The sequence below is a fragment of the Neobacillus sp. YIM B06451 genome, assembly GCF_032667185.1.
Taxonomy (GTDB): domain Bacteria; phylum Bacillota; class Bacilli; order Bacillales; family Cytobacillaceae; genus Bacillus_D.
In genome coordinates, this window is sequence record NZ_JAVFKJ010000009.1 from 1 (window position 1) to 22,098 (window position 22,098).

Consider the following 22,098-nt stretch of genomic DNA (forward strand, 5'->3'; position numbering starts at 1 on the left):
AATTTTTGCTTTCTTATTAGTGTCTACTTGACAGGGGTCACTTCAGGTTTGCGGGGCTCTACTTATTCCTCTTTAAGTTCCCTTATATCAACTTCCGTTCTTTCCTCCAAAGGCCCCCTCAAATGCACTGTAGCCTTTTGTCCATCTTCATGAAGTTCATCAATCCAGACGGAAACACCGTTATACGTTACATCGATATCCGCTGATGACGAAAGGATTTGCCTTACCCTCTTTGAATCCAAATTAATCCCTCCTCTCACATTCCTTTATACTTAGAATGGGTTAATGGAATAATTTTATCCGTGTAAAACCCAAAAATGTAAAATGTAAAATGTTTTTGGAAAAATTAGATACTTGTCCACTCATATTTTTTTTCCTCACATAAATTACAGTAGATATCAGGAAGGGAGGGAGAATAATGTCATACAACGACAACTACACAATGGGACAAGGCCAAGGGCATCATCGCAACCGAGTCAGAAGGGTGGAAATTGACGCCGACGAGGTCATCATCCGCACGAATAGGGTTCGGATTGAAGGTGCGCGGAGAAGAAGGGACCACGAGTATGACGTCGCTGGAGCAGAAGATTACAACTACGGCGACTACGGTAACGAATATGATGGAAATGTCGGTGGAGCATACAACCGCAAACGCCATTGCAGAGGCTGGTTCTAATTAGGCTTGAGGCAGGAAATGTAATTTGCATTTCCTGTTTTTCGCGTTTTCCTTCAATTATTATATGTGCTTATGATACGCTACGATTTTTGACTGAGATAAAAATGATTTCAGGTAGAAGAAATTTTGTTTCTTTAAAGAAATTGGGAAAAAGGTTTTTATTTATTTATCGGAATGATAAATTTCATCTTGCACGTTCATTAGTGCGGGTTTATGATTACAAAAGAAGTTACCAATATCGGTTTATAATTTAAAGGACGATGAATCCGTTGAACGTAAATCACCTCCCGGAAACGGTGAAAGCAAACGAGAAGTTCAGCATTAAAAATGGTATTGCCTCTACAATTGTACAAAATTTAACAAATAATTATTTTTCCCTTTTCGCAATCGGCGTCCTGGGGGCGTCAAATTATCAGGTTGGGCTTATCAGTTCTCTTCCTCAGTTTATCGGAATGTTCGCCATGCTTGTTTGTTCCATTATGATGGGGAGGGTTAGTGAGAAAAAAACCTTTACAGCCTATTCAGTTCTCGCAACAAGGATATTCCTTCTTTGCATGGTTTTTGTTATTTATGTTCCTGAAGCTTATAGGAGCTGGGTATTTGTGCTTCTGGTAGGATTGATGAACTTCCCTGGGTCTTTTGCCATGCTTAGCTGGCAATCTTTTATAGGGGACCTTATTCCTGACCATCGACGGAATGGTTTTTTTAGCGAAAGGAACAAAATATTGACGATTGTCGGAATGGCTGCTACGTTCTTAATTGGCCTTTCTTTGCAGCAATTCGACAAAAGTGATCCATTTCCGTACCAGGCTCTTTTCCTTCTGGCTGTTCTTTTCGGGGCGGCTGAAGTATATTACATAATGAAACACCGGGAAGAAAAGGCTGCGAATAAACCAAAACAGTCCGGATTCAGCCTGAATCTAAGGATTTTCAGCGATAAGCCATATTTTTATTTCCTTATTTGCGGTTTGTATTTCAATTTTGGCTGGCAAATGGCCTGGCCTTTGTTCAGCATCTATCAAATCAGTTATGCCCATGCAAATGGATTTTGGATTAGCATCTTTACGGTAGCAAACCAACTTGCCCAAATTGCGAGCTTTAAATGGTGGGGAAAGATGGCTGACAAACACGGGAATTCAAAAATGATGATTCCGCTCGCATTGGGAATGGCTGTCGCTCCGGTAACTATGATTGTATCCACGAACCTTGTCTATATAACGATTGCGAACGGCTTGTCAGGATTTTTTGTTTCTGGGACAGTCCTTATTTTGTTCAATCAACTCTTGGATGTGACAAAGGAAGATAACCGGAGCACCTATATTGCCAACTATAATGTTCTGTTGGCTGTAATCGGTTTCATCGCACCACAATTTGGGGTATTTCTACTAGAAGCAACCAATATAGGGGTATCAATGTCCATTTCAACCGGAGTTCGTGCCTCTAGCGCGATCCTCTTCTTTATGTTTTACGTGTTTATGAAGACTAATAAAAACAAAATCCAGATTAATAAATTGGGAGTTTCAGCGGGCAGCGAATTTAAAAGGAGATGATCCACCTTGGGAAAATGCAATCTTGACCACAGTTTGGAAGATGTCAAAAAAAAATATGAAACCCAAAAGGGGTTTCTTCCGTCTACTATATATGATGCTTTTGAAGCCAAGTTCATGGAGGCCCCGGATCAAATGACCCTGAATGAACTTTTTCACCTGCTTAAAAAATATGACCTTGCCTCAGCGGAGGAAAGGGCTGTAAGGAATGTAGAACTCGAACGGATCTTGTTGGGAAATAAAGAAAAAAGCCAATAAATATTACAGCCGGGCGGCAGTAAATGGCAGTATTATTGTTTTAACTTTTCCCTATAATGTGTTATAGTAATTGAGGTTCGTTTACCTGTAGTTTTGCGGTAAGTGAAAGGAGACTCAAGATGTTGCAATTCAAACAAACCGTAGATTGGAAAAATAAAAAATATTCCTTCTTTATCCTGGCGGTCACACTGTTTTGGATAAAAACCTATATTGCTTACAATATTGAATTTAATCTTGGAATTGACAATGGTTTACAGGAATTCCTCTTATTGATTAACCCTATTAGCTCGGCACTCTTTTTCTTTGGATTCGCGCTTTTGTTCAAGAAAAAGATCCAGTTTACAGTCATCCTGATATTAAACTTTGTCCTTTCCTTCCTTTTATACGCAAATATTGTGTATTACCGATTCTTTAATGATTTCATTACCGTACCGGTTTTGATGCAGACAAAAACAAATGCGGGGCAACTTGGCGACAGCGCGCTATCGCTCATGTCCTTTACAGATGTATTTTATTTTACCGACACAATTTTACTTGCCTTTTTGGCTTTTAAAGCTTTCGGGAAATTCAGGGAACCTGGAAAGCGTTCATTCAGGCTTGCGATGTTATTTGCGGTAACAACGTTCCTGTTCAACCTTGGCCTTGCTGAAAAAGACCGCCCACAGCTGCTTACACGTTCGTTTGACAGGGCGTATCTTGTGAAGTACCTTGGGGCTTACAACTTTACCATCTATGATGCGGTTCAAAACATTAAATCATCCAGCCAGCGGGCGCTGGCGGACAGCAGTGATATTACCGAAATCCAAAACTACAGGAATGCGAACTATACTGAACCGAATCCGAAATATTTTGGGAAAGCAAAAGGGATGAATGTGATTTACATTTCCCTCGAATCGCTTCAAAACTTCATCATCGACTATAAACTTGACGGGCAGGAGGTCACACCTTTCCTCAACTCGTTGACGAGGGATCCAAATACGTTCTACTTTAACAACGTATTCCATCAGACTAGCCAGGGAAAAACATCAGATGCCGAATTTTTGATGGAAAACTCCCTTTACCCGATGTCACAAGGTTCCGTTTTCATCAACAAGGCCCAGAACACGTTCCATGCAACCCCTGCAATCCTGAAGGGCTATGGCTATAATTCCGCGGTTTTCCACGGAAACTACAAAACGTTCTGGAATCGGAATGTCATGTATAAGGCACTTGGCTACGACCGTTTCTTTGACGCAGAATATTACACGATGAAAGAAGAAGAGACAAAAAACTATGGAATGAAGGATAAGCCTTTCTTTAAGGAATCCATTCCATTGCTAAAGACGTTGGAACAGCCTTTCTACACGAAGTTTATTACCCTGTCCAACCACTTCCCATTTGAAATGGACGAAGGGGATACAGACTTCCCGGCGGGTACAACCGGAAATAATGTTGTTGACCATTATTTCCAATCTGCAAATTATATGGACCAGGCAATTGAGCAGTTCTTCAATGACCTAAAAGCTTCCGGCCTGTATGACAATACAATGATTGTTATGTATGGGGACCACTATGGGATTTCTGAAAATCACAACGAAGCAATGAGCCAGGTAATTGGCGAAGAAATTACCCCATTCACAAACGCGCAGCTTCAGAGGGTTCCAGTGTTTATTCATGCACCGGGTGTGAAAGCTGAGCAAATTGACAGATTCGGCGGCCATATTGACGTTCGCCCAACCGTTCTGCATCTTCTTGGAATTGACACGAAAGACTTCCTTGAATTCGGTTCTGACTTGCTATCTCCGAAGCATCACGGTGTTGTAAGTTTCAGGAATGGCGATTTCATTTCATCTGAAGTGACTCAGGTGAACGAGAAGTGCTATGACACAGCCACTGGTGAACTGCTGGAAGATCAAACAATGTGTGCCGAGAATGCGGAAAGGGTGAAAAACGAACTTCAACTGTCCGATGAAATCGTCCTTAAGGATTTGTTGAGGTTTTACACTCCTGACGGTTTCAAACCAATTAACCCGAACGACTATGAGTATATAAAGGAAGACATTCCTGCGGAAGATATCAATGAATAAGAAAAAAGGCGAAGGAGAAATCCTTCGCCTTTAAATTTATAAAAGAAGATAATCTGCAGGGACACAAAGGTTGGATCCCACAAATGCACACAGGGATAGACGCCCTTTGTTTGTCTCGAGGAGATTTTTACTTGCAACGGTGACACTTACGTATTTTGCTGTTTCGTATTCCTAATAGGATATGGTACGATGAAAGAACATATATTCGCAAAAAGGGGAAAGAAAATGGCAGAGTTCCATATTTCTGCAAGGGCACTTGCGGAGTACGTATACAGGAGCGGAAGTATCGAAACCGGAATTGGGGCAGCATCTGCGATGGCGGAGGGCACAAAAGCCCACCAGTTTGTACAAAAGGGGTATAAAGAGGGCGATCAAAAAGAAGTCCCACTTCGAATTTCAATCCAGTACGGAGGCATTGATTATATCATTGATGGACGATGCGATGGCCTGCTTCTGGAAGACGGGCAGCCCGTTATTGATGAAATTAAGTCGACTTCACTACATCTTGATTTAATTGAAGAAAACTCCTATCCCGTCCACTGGGCACAGGCAAAATGCTATGCGTATATTGTGGCGGCTGAACAGGGAATCGGCCAGATTGGTGTGAGAATTACTTATGTTCAAAGGGATACATATGAGCAAAAGCATTATAATCGAATTTTTTCAATAAATGAGTTACAGGAATTTATTCAACAGCTGCTAATTGATTTCGCCCCCTACGCTAGACTTACAATTTCCCTAATGGAAAGGCGGACAGAAACCGCGCAAAAGCTTGCCTTTCCTTTTCCAGCATACAGGCCGGGGCAAAAAGCGCTAGCTGGTTCTGTATACCGGACTATCAATGAGGGAGGGAATTTATTCGTAAATGCACCGACCGGGATAGGAAAGACAATTTCGACGCTGTTCCCCGCCATAAAAGCGATGGGCGAGGGGAATATCGGCCATATTTTTTATATTACCGCAAGGACAACGACCAGGAAGGCCGCGGAGCAGGCGCTGAGCCTAATGGCATCCAAGGGGCTTCACGTAACCTCTGTTTCCCTTACTGCAAAGGAGAAAACATGCTTCAATGAAGAACAAGGCTGCCAGCCAGGAAATTGCGCATTCGCCGCTGGCTATTATGACCGGATTAATGGGGCGGTCCTTGATATATTGGAGAACGGGACGTTTGTGGACAGGGAAAGAATTGAAACGTACGCCCGGAAACATCGCGTTTGCCCATTCGAATTTTCTCTGGACCTTGCTTATCTTGCCGATGTGGTGATTTGTGATTATAACTATATTTACGATCCGCGTGTTTCGTTAAAGCGTCTTTTTGATGAAAAAAAGAAACGGGCGGCCCTGCTCATTGATGAAGCCCACAATCTTCCCGACCGTGCCAGGGACATGTTCTCCGCTTCACTCGAAAAGTCTCTTTTCCTTTCAGTTAAAAGAGGCTACAAGTCAGCAAACAGGGGATTGGCAAAGGCAGCTTCCAACGTCAATCAATTTTTCATCGACGCGAGGAAAAGGGTATCAGGTGAAAGAGAATGCCTACTTGAGGAATTGCCTGAAGGGCTCGTGGAAACGGTAAGAGAATTTGTTGGCGAAGCCGAAAAGCAGCTTGCGGCCGAGTCCGCTCCCGAAGAAATGCTGCTCGATGCGTATTTTAATGCCCAGAATTTTTTAAAAGCCGAAATGGTGGCCGATGAACGATTTGCCATCTATATCACAGTGAATCACGGGGAAGTTTCAATAAAACTGTTTTGCCTTGATCCATCTGAATTGCTCAGGAAAACCGGAAAGGGATTTAGGTCAAAAGTTTTCTTTTCCGGAACACTGGTTCCGCCCGACTATTTCAGGGAAATGCTCGGCGGGGCTGAGGGCGATCCATTCCTGTCCGTTTCTTCTCCATTTGATGCTAGCCAGACGGATGTATTTATTCATGCTTTGTCCACCCGATTCAGGGACAGGGAGCGCTCTTACAACCGCATTGCCAATACTATCATGATGCTTCTCGATGAAAGGCCTGGTAATTATTTTTGTTTTTTTCCGTCTTATCAATTTATGGAAAAGGTAGTAGAGATCCTCGAGCCGGGGAATGAGGTTAAATGTATCATCCAGCAATCCAATATGGGTGAGGAGGAACGCGATGAGTTCCTTTCACACTTTAGGACAATGGGCAATAACAGCCTTGTTGGTTTTGCCGTTCTTGGTGGAATATTTTCAGAGGGAATTGATCTTCCCGGGGATAGCCTAAATGGGGTGGTTATAGTAGGGCCTGGGATTCCGCAGATTTCATTCGAGCGAGATTTGCTAAAGAAGTTTTATTCTTCAGCGGGGCGCAATGGGTATGATTATGCCTACACCTTTCCAGGGATGGTCAAGGTTCTCCAAGCTGGCGGGAGGCTAATCCGCTCCGAGACAGACAGCGGTACAATTCTTTTAATTGACGACCGCTTCTTGCAGCCGAAATATTTGCGCCTTTTTCCGGATGAATGGAAGCCATTTACCATTATTGAATAAGTAAAGCAGCAGGCCGGCCCTTTCATTCAGGTACCGGCCTAGTTTGGCATTCAATCATGATGGAGAGATACAATTTAATTTTGCTATGAAAACGGCTTACTGGACATTATCTATCCTTCGTAAATCCTTCTTCCGCCATATAGTCTTCCACTTCCTTGTATGTTCCAAAGCTCTCCTCAAGATTTGCGCCAAAATATACATTCCACAATTCATCTTCGTGCGCAACAACAAGGACATCATTTTCCTTATTCAACCATCTTTCAGGCGTGGTGTGAGAAACGGCTTCCTGCGCTTCAACACCTGACAAAAGTGAAATCGACTTTGCAACCAGAGATTTGAGTTCCTCAGCGGAAAAGTCCCTGATATTAACCAATCCTTTGTCATCTGTCTTATAGCCATCCAGGCCACGAGCATATACAAATCCATTCCCATTAGGATGAAGATGGTAAACAACATTTTTCTTGTCGGTTTCACTGCCTGCAAATTGGAAGTTGACACGCCCCAAAGATACGTTTCTACGTTCTAATTCCGGGAACCCTTCAATAATAGCGATTTTTTCTTCAAAAGTTAGCATAATGCCTCCAAAATTTTTATTTCCTGTCAAGTATACCAAACCACTGAAACAGTGGGCAAATCGCTGTTAGCTTATCTGCACAGGCTAGGCGCTTCAACCTATTCCTGCCCGGTTTCTTGTGAATAAATGAGCAGGGAGCGGGTATAAGGAGAAAGAGCAAAGGATTGGAGGTTTTACAATGGAGAACAAAGCAGAAAAAAAAATCATCCCCATGACCAGCATAGACAGTGGTATCGGCGAGCAAATAACAAGCGACTTGTATTATTTCCCTTTTCAAATTGTGAATGTCGTTTTTTACGGCTATCCGGGGGAGGGCAATGATTGGGTTCTCATTGATGCCGGAATGCCAAGGTCCGGTGACAATATTATTATTGAAGCAGAAGAGAGATTTGGCAAAAACAACCCACCGAAAGCGCTCATTCTGACCCATGGCCATTTTGATCATGTTGGGGGAATAACCGATCTTATCGAAAAGTGGGGAATGCCGGTTTATGCGCATGAGCTGGAATTGCCATTTTTAAGGGGAGAGAAGAACTATCCTAAACCGGATCCAACCGTAGAGGGGGGCTTGCTTGCAAAGATTTCCCCATATTACCCAAATGAAGCAATCACAATTGACGGCCATGTACAGGCGCTTCCACAGGATGGGACTGTCCCGTTTATGGAAGGATGGAGATGGCTCCATACACCAGGGCATACACAGGGACATGTTTCTTTATTCCGTGAAAAAGATCGCGCCCTTATTGCCGGGGATGCCTTTGTGACTGTTAAACAGGAATCCCTTTATAAGGTGTTCACCCAGGAACAGGAAATCAGCGGGCCACCACGTTATTTAACCCCTGATTGGGAGACAGCAAGGATTTCTGTCGAAAAACTTGCTTCTCTGAAACCAATCGTAGCCATCACTGGTCACGGACGCCCAATGACAGGGGATACTTTACGCGAAAACCTCTCTCTTCTTGTTGAGAAATTTGATGAAATTGCAATTCCTGAGCACGGGAAATTTGTTGATGATAAATAAACAGGGAAGGCAGCCCCATTCAAGTGGGCTGCCCTTTTTCATTCATCCAAACCATCTGCGGAAGAACGCCGCTCATAAAAAGCTTCCTTATAAGTTTCCGTCCAGTTTGAAAAGGTACCTGGTGATAACTTCAAGGCCTTTATCAAAGTTTTCAAGATTGAAATGTTCATTTGGCGCATGGAAATTTTCATCCGACAGCCCGAATCCCATCATTACAATTGGCATGTTCAGGATCTCGGCGAATGAAGCGACTACCGGGATTGACCCTCCGCCACGGATGTAGGCAGTCGGGACTCCGTATACCTCTTCATATGCCTTTCCCGCCAGCTGGATGGCCGGATGGTCGAAAGGGGTGAGGAATGGCGCACCTTTGTCGAACTGAGTGACGGTAATTGTTACCCCTTTTGGCGCTACTTTTTTAACATGGCTTTCGAGCAGGTCCGCGATTTCCTGTGGATCCTGGTCGGGAACAAGCCTGCATGTTATTTTAGCGTGAGCTTCGGAAGGAATGACCGTTTTAAGCCCCTCGCCCTGGAAGCCTCCATATATTCCATTCACTTCAAGTGTGGGACGAGCCCAAATCCGCTCAAGGGCGGTAAAGCCTTCCTCGCCAAAGAGTTCCGGAACGCCAAGCTGGCTGGCCATCGCCTCTTCACTTTGGCCCAGGCCAGCGAATTCAGACCGTTCCTCCGCGGATAGTTCCCTGACTTTATCGTAAAATCCATCTACAGTAATAAAGCCTTTTTTGGCCCGCATGGATGCAAGTATTTCCACGATTGCATGGATTGGATTTTGGACTGCTCCGCCGTAAAGCCCGGAGTGTAAATCTCCCGAAGCGCCTTTTACATCAATTTGGATTCCTGTCATACCGCGAAGGCCATAGACAATTGCAGGTTTGCCCCGTTCAAGGAGGGTGGTATCGGAAATGACAAGTACATCCGCCGCCAGGAGGTCCTTTTTTTCCTCAACAAACGCAGGGAGAGTCGGACTCCCAATTTCCTCTTCACCTTCAATCAGGAACTTTATATTTACCGGCAGCTGTCCCTGTGTTTGTAAAATGGCTTCGACTGCTTTTAAATGCATGAATACCTGGCCTTTATCATCACTTGAACCGCGCGCATAAAGTTTCCCGTCCCTGATTGAAGCTTCGAATGGGGGCGTATCCCACAATTCAAGCGGGTCGACCGGCTGTACATCGTAATGGCCATACACGAGGACAGTTGGCATTCCCGTAGCCTTCATCCATTCGCCATACACGATCGGATGGCCTTTTCCAGTAAAGACTTCCGCTTTTTCAAGTCCGATTTTCCTCATCATATCCGCCGTCCATTCCGCTGCCTTCAACATATCCTCTTTATGGGCAGGAATCGCGGAAATGCTTGGTATTGAAAGATATTCCTTTAATTCATTCAATTGCTTTTCCTTGTTATGTACAAAATAATCGCGAAGCTTTTGGTCCATCTTTTAATTCCTCCTAAAAGTTCTCCCTGTAGTATTTCTTTCCCTGGAACCAAAAATCCTTTAATTTAACCCGGATTTCCTTTTTGGTGCCCTGAAAAAATTATTATAACTACAAACTAAAAGGATTGAAAATTTTTGCTAAATGTGTAAAATTACACTATAAGGGGATTGTTTGGATTCATTTTCCTAACTTACATAAAAAATCCGATTAGGGGGATGCTGGATGGAACCTCAATATAGGAGTGAAGCCCGGAGAATATTCAGGCGTGAACTATTCAATATGAAAGAAAAAGGCTATCTGAAGCCCGAAATCGTGGACGAAGTAGCCAATGCCCATTTTCAATACCACAAGGACCTTTTGGAAGAAGACAGGAAAAGGGAAGAGGCGTTGCAAGACCGCCTAGCACGTCATGAACCGGTTATTCAGCCGCCATCCGCATCCATCCCTGAAAGCACCTCTCCACTGCAGCAAGTACCAAAAGAACCGGTCATTCCGAAAAAACCAAAAAAAATCCTGACGAATGAACAAATCAGGGAACGAAATATATCCTGGCTGCTAAATATCGGGGTCATTTTCCTTCTAGTAGGCGGTCTGTTTGTTGCAACGAGCAATTGGGAAACAATGTCCCCGGTAATGAAAAGCAGCGCAATTGCACTCGTTTCGGTCCTTTTTTACGGATTTGCCTATTTGTCTTCAAGAATACTGAAAATCGAAAAGACTGCTTTTGCCTTCACCGTTCTCGGAAGCTTGTTTTTGCCCATATTCGTCCTTTCTCTTGGCTGGTTTGGCCTGCTTGGTGAATATTTGTCCGTAACCGGTGAAGGGAAGTTTCTGCTTGGATTTATAGGCAGCATCCTTCCGGCGGGTGCGTATATTTTCTTTGCCAAAAAGCTTGAATCGAGGCTCTTCGTCTGGTTTTCGTTTATAGCATTATCTGTTTCGGCGGGATTTTTGCTGGCATCCTTCGACCTGGCGATTGATTATTTCTATATTGGCATCATGGGCTATAATGCGGCAATCATCTTTCTTTTCTATAAATCGCGTGGCAGGCCATCCATTGCCTTGTTCCTAAAGGAGTTCCCGGTCTTTATCCAGGCCAATCTTGTCGTATCAACATTGTTAATGCTGTTTTTCTATGACAGCAAACTCATTTATAGTTTTAATCTCCTTCTGACCGCGGCCATCTACCTTTCTATGATGTTTGTGAGCGGAAAAAAAGAGTATCATTTTATTTTCAGCACAATGGCCGTGTACGGAGCATACCAGTTAATTGAACATTCCTTCCTTGATGAAGCGGGCGCCATTTTTTACGCGGCAATTGCATTTGGCTTTGTCTTCATACCAAAGGGGCTGAAAGGGAACTTGATGCTCGATACGGTTTTCCGGTATACGAGCGCTATCGTGTCCATCCTTGCGTTCTTTTACATCTCGCTCGAAGGGATATTCCTAAAGGCAGGGGAGCCTTCGCTTGTCCTTTTGCTTGCTTATGTTATCATTGCAGGGAATTTCCTGTATCTCTCCCATGCAGAGAAGCAGCCGGCATTCCCTTATTTAAGCGCCGCGTTTCTTGGGACGGCGTTTTTCGAAGCTGCTTCCTTGTTTGGAAAATATGTCTTTGGCATCAGCCAGCAAACTGAAATTTACTTTGCCGGGGCCGTATTGTTTATAGTAATTGGAGTACTGGCTACGAAGAAGGAGTTGGCGCCAATAAAGTTGCCAGCAAGGGATCTTGGTTTGGCCGCGATGCTGCTCTCAATCCTGATTGCCTTAGGTTTCGAGGAATGGCTTGAGCTCGGAGTCATGCTCATTCTGTTTTCTGGGTGGCTATTTATTGTAAAACTAATAGAGAAAAGACCTATTTTCAGGAACTGGTCCATTTGGGCAGTTCCGGTATCTGCGGGATTTTCCGTCCTTGCTTTTTGCCAAAAAGTGATGATTGAATCGGATGCTTTCAGAACAGAGTGGGGCTATCCAACTGCCTTCGCCGCAGGCGCGGTTTTCTTGCTCGGGTTGTCGCTTTTGTGGAAGAAAAAACGGGACCACAAACTGGCTGCATCTTTCTTTTATATAGCTCAGCTTCTGTATACACCTGGCCTCATAGCATCCGCTTTCTTGGAAATCGATCCGCTGATTGTCCGCCCGGCGCTTGTCCTTGGCGCATTGGGGATGTATTTCCTGCTTTATAGGCTGCATCGAATCCAGACGGTTGCCATGCTCATCGCCACAGTAACACTCGGTTTTTATTTTTCAGTTGTTGCTTCGGCCTATTCACAAATAAAATTTAGCGACTTTGCAGAATCGCTAATTGTACCCCTCGGGGCTTTCGTACTCTTGTTGCTTTCCTTGGTGATGATGAAAAAGGATGCTCTTTTGCAAAAGGGATTTGCTTGGTTAGGACATATCCTGCTTCCGGCTTCGTTACTTCTTGTGTGGTTCGCTTTTCCTGCATGGTCAATTTACAGCTTTTCTGCATCCATTGCCATTTACTGTCTTTCCTGTTATTTGGCTAAAGACAGTTGGAAAAAGGCCTTGTTTTTATACAGCGCGTACACAACACTATTCCTTACAGTCACCAAAGGATTCGATCTGGCAGAAATGGATTATTCGGGCAGTTACGAGTTTCCTGCCACGAGCTTCATACTCCTTTTTGCATGGCTGTTTTTAAAAGAAGAATTGAAAAAGCGGACGCAACACTTTCTCTCAGTGTTTTCTATTATTGGCATCGCCGCCGTGGCATTCATGGATCCATTCACGCTCCTACCGTACGCGGTTACTTTGGTATATGGAGCCGCGACGCTTGGCTTTTTGCATAAGGTGAAATGGGATCTGTTTGGTATTTTGCCGGTTTTGTTTTTATTTTTCGCAACCATGGGATATTTGTCCGCCTCAGGGCTTAAGATGGAATGGATATTTATCATAACCGCGGCAATTGGGGTAGCCCATGCGGGAATTGGCTACTTCGTCTATGCACGTTTCCTGAGCAGCAACAGCCAAATCCAGTATTCACAAATCGACTGGTATACCTTCGGGGCGTTTCTATATTATGCCTCTTTATATTCGCTATCGGGAGAATCCATCTGGATGATTGCTCTTCCTGGACTGCTTATTTCCTTTACATTGTTGCTGCAACGGAAGAGAATGGGTATAACAATCGGGTTCTTCATCCCGTTCTTTGCAGGAGCGTATTTGCTTCAGCCATATTACGGGGTAATTAGCAAACTTTCAATTCCCTCGCTTTTTGAACGAGAAACATATGTCCTACCGTTTGTTGTACTGGTCATCTATTTAAGGAAAACGATGAAGGGCAGGTACAGCCAGTTGACCGGCAAACTGCAATGGGCAATCCTCATTATTACAGCGATTGCCCTCATCCAGGATGGGCTTGAAAGCAACACCGTTTACGATGCCCTTATTCTCGGGACTTTGTCACTTATTTCATTGCTTGCCGGAATGTTCTACAGGATAAAATCGTACTTCATTACCGGTGCAGGCGTCCTGCTGCTTAATTTGTTCCTGCAGACACGGCCGTTATGGGGAAATCTCCCGTGGTGGGGCTATCTCCTTGCAGCCGGCACACTCCTAATCGGAATTGCCAGCTACAATGAATGGAGGAAACAAAATCCAGAAAAAGGCGGGGAAGCGCTTGGAAAACGCCTGAAGGAAAAACTTGTTTCTTCATTAAAAGGGTGGGAGTAAGAATGGGGGATGGCGGCTGCCATCCCTCAAACTATTTAGCACACTCAAAGGGCGGTTATGGCCAATTAAGCTATGATGAATGAAATAGATTATTTCTTCCCCAATAATTGTAGCGGCAACGGCAAAGGAGTTTTACATAGCTATTATTTCCCCCATATTTTGATTGACCGATATTACAGAACCCGATATAGTGTAGTTTGGAAGAAAATTCAAAGCATTCGAAAGGAAGTACATATATTTGAGACACGTCATTGACTTTTCGCTGAAAAATAAGTTTGCCATCTGGCTTCTAACGATTATGGTCACCGTAGCGGGACTTTATTCCGGGATTAGGATGAAACTTGAAACCTTGCCGGATATCACGATTCCTGTTATTACGGTAACAACCATCCTGCCTGGGGCTTCACCGGAGGAGGTGGCGGCCAAGCTTTCCGAGCCGATGGAAAAACGCCTCCAAAACCTTGACGGCGTAAAAAACATAAGTTCCAGCTCATATCAAAATGCAAGTTCACTTCAAATAGAATACAGCTACAAAAAGGATATGGAGGAAGCCAAGCGTGAGGCGGATGAGGCATTGAGCGATTTCCAGCTTCCAGAAGGGGCGGGGGAACCGGAAGTTTCGCGAATTTCCTTCAACGCCTTTCCAATAATCGCGATGAGTGTTTCAAATGAAAGCGAGTCACTTGCGAGCCTAACAGAAAAAGTGGAAGGCGAGCTTGTCCCTGCACTTGAAGGACTGGAAGGGGTTGCATCCGTCCAGATTTCCGGCCAGAACATCGAGGAAGGCCAGCTTGTTTTTAAAAAAGAAAAATTGGCCCAGTATGGTTTATCTGAGCAAACGATCCTCTCAGTGCTAAAAGGGTCGACCGTTTCGTTGCCTCTCGGGTTGTATACTCTCGGAGAAACACAAAAATCCATTCTGGTGGACGGCCAAATTACGACTCTGGAAGATCTGAAAAAGGTGGAAATTCCGATTGTCCCTTCCTTATCGGGTGGAACTGGACAGGAGGCGATCGGACAGGGTGGGAATGGATTCCCGTCCCAAGCACAAAAACCACTTAATCCGGCAGGAGCTGCCTTGCAGCCTGGGTCACAGCAGGCTCCTGGAAACGGGCAAACACCGCCGGCCGCCACTCCTTCAACTGGCGCCCAGCCTCAGTTGCCGGACGGCCAAGGAACGGGCAATCCATTCCCGGCGGGCCTTCCAACTGTAGAACTCCAGGAATTGGCTGATGTGAAAATTGTCGGCAGGGCTGAGTCGATTTCAAAGACGAACGGCAAGGAGTCCATCGGGCTTCAGATTATCAAGGCTCCGGAAGCGAACACTGTCGAAGTCGCCAACGAAGTTAAGGGCGAATTGAAGAAATTCAAAAACGAGTGGAAGAATGCCGAATTCACACATACATTCGACCAAGGGACACCGATAGAGGAATCTGTCAAAACGATGCTCAGCAAAGCTTTATTCGGAGCGTTGTTTGCCGTTGCTATCATTCTGTTGTTCCTACGGAGCTTTAAATCTACCATTATCAGCATTATCTCGATTCCGCTTTCGTTATTGATCGCCATCCTGGCGCTGAAGCAAATGGACATCACGCTAAACATTATGACACTCGGCGCGATGACGGTCGCAATCGGCAGGGTAATCGACGACTCCATCGTTGTTATCGAGAATATTTATAGAAGAATGTCATTAAAAACCGAAAAGCTTAAAGGGAGCGAACTGATTAAATCAGCTACACTGGAAATGTTCATCCCGATTTTTTCTTCGACGATTGTAACTGTCGCCGTGTTTCTACCGCTCGGCTTTGTCGAGGGGCAAATAGGCGAGCTGTTTCTGCCATTCGCCTTAACCATTGTGTTTGCTTTAATGGCCTCCCTGCTTGTAGCTGTAACCTTGGTGCCGATGCTTGCCCATTCCCTTTTGAAAAAAGGTGTGGGGGACAAGCATAGCGAAGAGAAACCGGGAATCCTGGCCGGAACTTACAAAAAAATATTAGAATGGTCGCTCAATCATAAAATCGTGACATTTGGCCTTGCTGTCCTTATGTTGGTGGGAAGTTTTCTCCTCGTGCCCAAAATTGGCGTGAGCTTCATACCATCCGAGGAGGAGAAAATGGCCATCCTGACATTCAACCCCGCCCCCGGCCAAACGCTCGAACAGGTTGCCGATACGGCTGCCAAAGCCAATGACTTCCTTCTTGAAAGGAAAGACGTCCAAACTGTACAGTATTCCGCCGGGGGAAGAAACCCGATGAATCCAGGAGCTTCAAACCAGGCGATGTTTTTTGTAAAGTATGATAATAATACGGATGACTTTGAAAACGAAAAGGAAAGGGTCGTTAAAGCCCTACAGAAACGGACCGATAAAGGCGAGTGGGCAACACAGGACTTTTCCGGCGCCGGTGCAAGCAATAGCATAACCTATTTTGTCTATGGTGATAACCTTCAGCAGCTTGAGCCGGTTGTTGGCAAAATCGAAACAATCATGGCTGATCACCCATCTCTCCGGAATGTTGAAACGAGTATTTCCGCTTCCTATGAGGAATATGCCTTGAAGGTTGACCAAACGAAGGCCAGCAAACTCGGCCTAACCGCGGGGCAGGTTGGAATGGCGCTCATGCAGGAAAGGGAAAGGCCTACTGCCGCGGTCATCCAAAAAGATGGACGGGACATAACGGTTTATATTCAGGCGGACAAAAAGGAATTTGAGGATATCAATGATGTGACAAACCAAACTGTCACCTCTCCGCTCGGAGTCGATGTTAAAATTGCAGACTTGGTTTCCGTGGAAAAAGGAACAACTTCCGATACCGTCCATCGCCGTAATGGAAAATTATATGTTTCCGTAGGCGGTGAACTGCGCACAAAGGATGTCGCTAAAGTCTCGGCAGACATCCAAAAGAAAATCGATGAGCTTTCCTTGCCTTCCGGAGTCGATATTAAAACGGGCGGGGTAACGGAAGATATCAGGGAATCCTTCACCCAGCTTGGAATGGCAATGCTGGCCGCGGTCGCGATCGTTTACTTTATCCTCGTCCTAACGTTTGGCGGAGCGCTCGCGCCGTTTGCGATTTTATTTTCCCTGCCATTTAGCATTATCGGTGGCCTTGTTGCACTCTTGATTGCAAAGGAAACGATTTCGATTTCAGCGATGATTGGCGCGCTCATGCTAATCGGGATTGTCGTGACAAACGCAATCGTCCTTATCGACCGTGTCATCAATAAGGAAAAAGAAGGATATTCGGTCAGGGAAGCACTTCTTGAAGCGGGTGTTACGCGCCTAAGGCCGATTCTTATGACGGCAATCGCTACTATCGGTGCATTGATTCCGCTTGCGATGGGCGTTGAAGGGAGCGGCGTCATCTCAAGGGGGCTTGGCGTGACAGTAATTGGGGGACTGACAAGTTCTACGCTATTGACGCTCGTTATTGTTCCAATTGTGTATGAAGTGTTAAAAAGGCCTAGAAAAAAGAGGGCTTGACTTGCAGCATGCAGGAACAATCCTAAATCCATTTTAAAGGTGCCATAAAAATCCTTGACTGTGGCACATCGTTTTTCTAAAATTATACTGTAGCCCTTAAAGGGGAGTAGCTGAGACAGCAAAGTCGTCATGACGGGAAGGATCCCCGGCTTTGTTGGCAACTTTTCGTTGTAAGCGAGACCTTTACCGCAAGCCGGTAAAGGTCTTTTGTTTTCTTTTTTTCTGGAAATATATGTACTTTTATCCACTTCTCTAAAAGGGAAATGGTAACGTACAGCCAATTTTATCAATAGGGTATGAGGTGAAACGATGAGAAAATTTTGGAAACGGATCAAGATGGTTTTTACGATAAGAAAATTCGGGCCGTTCCTGTTTGATTTTTTTAAATCGGATACGGTTTCTTTGAAAAAAAAGTTGTTATCTGTCGGTTTCTTCGCCGGATATTTACTGCTCCCGTTCGATGCCATCCCCGATTTCTTTACATTTTTCGGGTTGGTTGACGACGTCGGCATTTTGCTGCTCATCCTCCAGCAAATCATTAAGCTTGCACCGGATTCATTAAGGGAAAAGCACAGGCTTGGGCAGGAATAGTTTTAATAAGAAAGCAAATATTATTGGTATGGAGTGATTAGTCAATGGAGTTATTTTCAGCCGAGTTTTGGTCAGCATTAGTTTCCCTCATCATCATAGATCTCGTGCTCGCGGGCGACAATGCGATTGTAATAGGGCTCGCGGCGAGGCGGCTTCCAAAGAACCAGCAGAAGAAGGCGATTATCTGGGGGACTGTCGGAGCGATTGTTATCCGTGCCACAGCCACAATCCTGGTCGTATGGCTGCTAATGATACCTGGCCTCCGATTAATTGGCGGTATTTTGCTTGTTTGGATTGCGTACAAGCTCCTAACCGAAGAAAGCGGGCATGACATTAAGGCAGGCGCGAGTTTCTGGGGGGCGATTAAAACGATTATCGTAGCCGATGCTTTAATGGGCCTTGATAACGTACTGGCTGTCGCTGGAGCGGCGAACGGACATCCGCTTCTAGTTATTCTCGGATTGCTGATTTCCATCCCAATCGTTGTATGGGGCAGCACAATCATCCTAAAATGGATGGAACGCTTCCCAATCATTATTACATTCGGAGCAGGGGTGCTTGCTTATACAGCGGCTCATATGATTACGGAAGAAGAATTCCTTTCCGGTTTCTTCCATCAAAACCCTTTTATAAAGTGGGCTTTTATCATCATAATAATCATCGCGGTCATTTTCGCAGGCAAATTCAAACAGCGGAAACTCGCGGAACAGCATTAAAAAGTGGGAGAACTCGGCATATCCGCCGGGTTTTTTTCATACTAACTTTTTTTTCAAAAATTTTTTTTTTTTTTTGGACACCCCCAAAAAGGCTTGTTCAGTCCCGAATCATGTGGTAAAAGCAGCAGGGAGGTGCGACATGGATCTCGTTACGATTGATATTGACCAATTGCTTGAAATGCATTCCAGCCATGGGTGCGCTGATTTGGAAATTGTCCATGTTGAACTGGATGCCTTCCTTGAAAAGAACTGAATATTTATTACTATGTTAGTTTCTCACCCTCTTTCTATAAATTTGGGCCCTTCGCATTTTTGTGAAGGGCTATTTTTTTTGCTTATCGAACCGCCTATTTTGAGGAATATAACCAATTTTCAGAATAATTATTTGACTTTTCACTATCAAGAAGTTATTTTTGAAATAAATATATAACACAAGATAACATCTGCGGTAAAAACCCGTTATATAATATTTGAAGACTGGAGGGTATACATTGGCAAACCAAAATCACTTGTCTGATGATGTTAGACTCGAGCAGTTTATGGACCGGATTAATGCGGGCGAGAAAATCGAAGCGGATGACTGGATGCCTGATGAATATAGAAAGACGCTAATCAAGCTGATTTCCATGCATGGCATCAGTGAAATCATGGGGGCGTTGCCCGAAAAAGAATGGGTTCCAAAGGCTCCATCCTTAAAAAGGAAGCTTGGGATTATGGCTAAAGTACAGGACGAAATGGGCCACGGCCAGCTCCTCCTCCGTGTTGCGGAGGATTTAATGAAACCTTATGGAAAAAATCGAGAATCCATTATGGAAGATTTGTTCAGTGGAGATTTGAAGTTTCATAATGTTTTTCACATGGAAGCTCCTACCTGGGCGGATGCAGGTTTGATCGGCTGGCTTGTAGACGGGGCTGCGATTATCACACAGACGAATATGCTCGATGCCTCATATGGACCGTATGCCCGCGCACTGAAGAGGATTTGCGCAGAAGAAGTATTCCATGCCCAGCACGGCGAGTCAATTATCATCGCCCTTGCCGAAGGAACCGATGCGCAAAAAGCGATGATCCAGGATTCCCTCAACCGTTGGTGGGATTCCTTGCTCATGTTCTTCGGTCCGGGGGATGCCTCGACGACCGGCACGTCAAAACAGGATATCACGATTAAATACAAAATCCGCACAAAAACGAATGAAGAATTGCGCCAGGACTTCTTTACAAAATACATTCCACGCGTGTTGTCTCTCGGCTTGAAACTTCCTGATCCCACAATGCATTTTGATGAAGCAACAGGGCAGTGGGTTTATCGCCAGCCTGACTGGAGCAGATTCAAGGAGATCATCAAAAACAAAGGACCTAAATCGGAAGAACGCCTAAGGCTCAGGAAAATTTCCTACGAAACAAACGCATGGGTCCGGGAAGCCCTCGGAGCTCCGGTTCTTTCATAGATACAAATTCTATAAGGTAAATAGAATTGTTCAATAGTTAATATGTATCTTTAGACCAATAGACAATATTTTATAAAGAAGAAAGGAGGGGCGCATTTGCCGGAAAACAGCTTTTACCAGGAATATGAAGTATTCAGCAAACGGTCTGAAACGTCTCCAATCCAATATCAGTTTTCACTTCTAGCGCCAAATGAAGAGCTTGCCCTCGTAATGGCGCAGGAAAACTTCATGCGCCGGGAACCTGTGGCCGATATTTGGGTCGTGAAAAGGACGGCCATCCGAAAAATGACAGCCGAGGAAAAGGAGACATTGAAACGCCTGGACAACAAGGACTACCGGAATACGAAAGGGTATGGATACCTGAAAAAGAAATGGCGCCAGTACGAACAGGAAATGCTCGATGAAAAGGAAATCATGTCATGGGGAGGCGGTGGTGCGCGTGTCAATCAAAACTCCGGAAATGGCAGCTGAAATACCGGGCTACCGGGAAGCGCTCACTGAGTTGCTTTACCAACTGGCCGATGATGACTTTATTGTCGCCTATAGGGGCTCCGAGTGGCTTGGCCTGGCCCCGCATATCGAAGAAGACGTCGCCTTTTCTTCTATCAGCCAGGATACGATGGGCCATGCCGCTATTTTTTACAGGCTGCTTGAAGAATTGGGCGAAGGAAAGTTGGACGATCTGGCCCATGGCCGGCCGGCGCAGGATCGGAAAAATGCCATTTTGCTTGAATTGGTGAATGGAACCGGGACCTATTTGAATGAGCCCCGCTACGATTGGGCGTTTGCAGTTGTCCGCCATTATTTCTATACTGTCGCGAAAAGGATCAAAATGGCTGCGCTAATGCGTTCAAGCTATATTCCACTAGCCGAAGCCGCGGCAAGGGTGAACGTAGAATTGTATTACCACCAGCTCCATTGGAAAACATGGTTCACCCAGTTGCTGGCAGCCGGCGGAGAAGCTAGGGAACGGATGGATGCAGCAATGGCTAGAGTGTTTGCGGGATTTGGGGACGTCCTCTCCCTTGGAAGCAAGGAAAGTGCATTAACAAGCCATGGGTTAATCGCCGGAAGCCAGGACATGAAGGAACAGTGGATTGCGAGTATGGAACCGGTTTTTTCACAGGTTGGAGCATCGATGCCAGCACAATTCGGAATGGCGGGTGGCTCCGGACGAAATGGAGAGCACACACAGGATCTTGAGGATGCACTCTCAATTCTGAGCGAAGTATACAGATTTGATCCCGCGGCAGGTTGGTAGAAACAAAATGCGGAAGCGCCTTGCTCAGCCCCGACAAGCTTAAGACGGGGCCCGCAGGACACTGAGTGGCATCCCTGAATTCGCCCACGCACGAAGGAAATGCGAGCATTTCCGAGGACGGGCCTGCCCTCCGGAGGGAACCGGCTTAAGACCTCGAGGGGCTAGGCGCTGGAGCTGGATTCCGATAACTTTTTTCGAGTTATCAACAAACGTTGAATTATATAAATTCCTAAGCAATTAAAATTCGGGCAAAGGAATGACTGTTGTGGAAGCGAACAAACCGCAAGAAATACTCTCGAAAGAAACGGTTTTGAAAGCGCTTTATTCGGTGGTGGATCCGGAGATTCCCTCTGTATCGATTGTCGATCTGGGGATGCTTCATGACATTACGGTTTCCGGTACAAGGGTGGAAGTATCCTTGATACCGACATTCCTTGGCTGCCCGGCACTGGACATCATTAAAGGAAACACGGTGAAGGCCCTTGAAGGAATTGATGGTTTAGAGGAAATTGACGTAAATTTCGTTTACAGCCAGATTTGGACGACGGACCGGATATCCGAAACTGGACGTATGCGCTTGAAGGAATTCGGGATTGCCCCTCCACCAAGGCAGCTGGAGGAGGGTGGTTGGGAAGTGGACTGCCCGTTTTGCGGTTCTCCTTATACGACGCTAGACAATATTTTTGGCCCAACAGCGTGCAGGAGCATCCTGTACTGCCGTTCATGCAAAAATCCGTTCGAAGCGATGAAGCCAGTTTCTACATTGATGTAAGGATATTCAGGGCAAAGCCGAATA

Annotated in this window: 17 protein-coding genes; 14 read left to right on the plus strand and 3 right to left on the minus strand. The window is 45.1% G+C overall.

The genetic code is table 11. The features are described 5' to 3' along the window. Positions 1-62 precede the first annotated feature (62 nt). Positions 63-242, minus strand: coding sequence for an H-type small acid-soluble spore protein (locus RB160_RS15005; RefSeq protein ID WP_316571241.1), 180 nt, complete (start codon positions 240-242; stop codon positions 63-65). A gap of 176 nt (positions 243-418) precedes the next feature. Between RB160_RS15005 and RB160_RS15010 the strand changes: the two genes are divergently transcribed. The 5 genes from RB160_RS15010 (at position 419) to RB160_RS15030 (ending at position 7,052) form a co-directional block, all read left to right on the plus strand. Continuing rightward, positions 419-676, plus strand: a complete 258-nt coding sequence (locus tag RB160_RS15010; RefSeq protein WP_316571242.1) for a hypothetical protein — start codon at positions 419-421, stop codon at positions 674-676. A 269-nt stretch (positions 677-945) separates the two neighbouring features. Further along, positions 946-2,226, plus strand: a complete 1,281-nt coding sequence (locus tag RB160_RS15015; protein WP_316571243.1) for an MFS transporter — start codon at positions 946-948, stop codon at positions 2,224-2,226. A 6-nt stretch (positions 2,227-2,232) separates the two neighbouring features. Further along, a complete protein-coding gene (locus tag RB160_RS15020) occupies positions 2,233-2,481 on the plus strand; it encodes a hypothetical protein (RefSeq protein WP_316571244.1) in 249 nt (82 codons plus the stop codon). A gap of 119 nt (positions 2,482-2,600) precedes the next feature. Continuing rightward, positions 2,601-4,547, plus strand: coding sequence for a lipoteichoic acid synthase (ltaS, locus tag RB160_RS15025; RefSeq protein WP_316571245.1), 1,947 nt, complete (start codon positions 2,601-2,603; stop codon positions 4,545-4,547). 225 nt (positions 4,548-4,772) lie between these two features. Continuing rightward, the gene (locus RB160_RS15030) at positions 4,773-7,052 is read left to right on the plus strand and encodes a helicase C-terminal domain-containing protein (protein ID WP_316571246.1); all 2,280 of its coding nucleotides are present in this window, start codon (positions 4,773-4,775) and stop codon (positions 7,050-7,052) included. Between the two features lie 106 nt (positions 7,053-7,158). Here RB160_RS15030 and RB160_RS15035 read toward each other — a convergent pair whose 3' ends face one another. Beyond that, positions 7,159-7,626: a hypothetical protein gene (locus tag RB160_RS15035; protein WP_316571247.1), complete on the minus strand. Its 468-nt coding sequence runs from the start codon at positions 7,624-7,626 to the stop codon at positions 7,159-7,161. 178 nt (positions 7,627-7,804) lie between these two features. On the opposite strand from RB160_RS15035, the gene RB160_RS15040 reads away from it, so the two are divergent. Continuing rightward, positions 7,805-8,647 (plus strand): MBL fold metallo-hydrolase, encoded by an 843-nt coding sequence (locus RB160_RS15040; protein WP_316571248.1) that lies wholly within the window; start codon positions 7,805-7,807, stop codon positions 8,645-8,647. 87 nt (positions 8,648-8,734) lie between these two features. Here the strand turns inward: RB160_RS15040 and RB160_RS15045 are convergent, their stop codons facing one another. Further along, positions 8,735-10,108: a dipeptidase gene (locus RB160_RS15045; RefSeq protein ID WP_316571249.1), complete on the minus strand. Its 1,374-nt coding sequence runs from the start codon at positions 10,106-10,108 to the stop codon at positions 8,735-8,737. Positions 10,109-10,331: 223 nt separating this feature from the next. On the opposite strand from RB160_RS15045, the gene RB160_RS15050 reads away from it, so the two are divergent. The 8 genes from RB160_RS15050 (at position 10,332) to paaD (ending at position 22,074) form a co-directional block, all read left to right on the plus strand. Continuing rightward, positions 10,332-13,805: a hypothetical protein gene (locus tag RB160_RS15050; RefSeq protein ID WP_316571250.1), complete on the plus strand. Its 3,474-nt coding sequence runs from the start codon at positions 10,332-10,334 to the stop codon at positions 13,803-13,805. A 238-nt stretch (positions 13,806-14,043) separates the two neighbouring features. Further along, entirely contained in the window at positions 14,044-17,286 is a 3,243-nt protein-coding gene (locus RB160_RS15060) for an efflux RND transporter permease subunit (RefSeq protein WP_396954725.1), read from the plus strand. A gap of 309 nt (positions 17,287-17,595) precedes the next feature. Then, positions 17,596-17,877: a YkvA family protein gene (locus RB160_RS15065; protein WP_316571251.1), complete on the plus strand. Its 282-nt coding sequence runs from the start codon at positions 17,596-17,598 to the stop codon at positions 17,875-17,877. Between the two features lie 44 nt (positions 17,878-17,921). After that, entirely contained in the window at positions 17,922-18,593 is a 672-nt protein-coding gene (locus RB160_RS15070; protein ID WP_316571252.1) for a TerC family protein, read from the plus strand. 539 nt (positions 18,594-19,132) lie between these two features. Further along, a complete protein-coding gene (gene paaA / locus RB160_RS15075; protein WP_316571365.1) occupies positions 19,133-20,041 on the plus strand; it encodes a 1,2-phenylacetyl-CoA epoxidase subunit PaaA in 909 nt (302 codons plus the stop codon). A 96-nt stretch (positions 20,042-20,137) separates the two neighbouring features. Then, the gene (paaB, locus tag RB160_RS15080) at positions 20,138-20,512 is read left to right on the plus strand and encodes a 1,2-phenylacetyl-CoA epoxidase subunit PaaB (RefSeq protein WP_316571253.1); all 375 of its coding nucleotides are present in this window, start codon (positions 20,138-20,140) and stop codon (positions 20,510-20,512) included. Further along, complete coding sequence (gene paaC / locus RB160_RS15085; RefSeq protein WP_316571366.1) at positions 20,502-21,302, plus strand: 1,2-phenylacetyl-CoA epoxidase subunit PaaC; 801 nt, start codon at positions 20,502-20,504, stop codon at positions 21,300-21,302. Before paaB ends, paaC begins: the two co-directional genes overlap by 11 nt. A 265-nt stretch (positions 21,303-21,567) precedes the next feature. Then, complete coding sequence (gene paaD / locus RB160_RS15090; RefSeq protein ID WP_316571254.1) at positions 21,568-22,074, plus strand: 1,2-phenylacetyl-CoA epoxidase subunit PaaD; 507 nt, start codon at positions 21,568-21,570, stop codon at positions 22,072-22,074. The last annotated feature ends 24 nt before the right edge of the window (positions 22,075-22,098 follow it).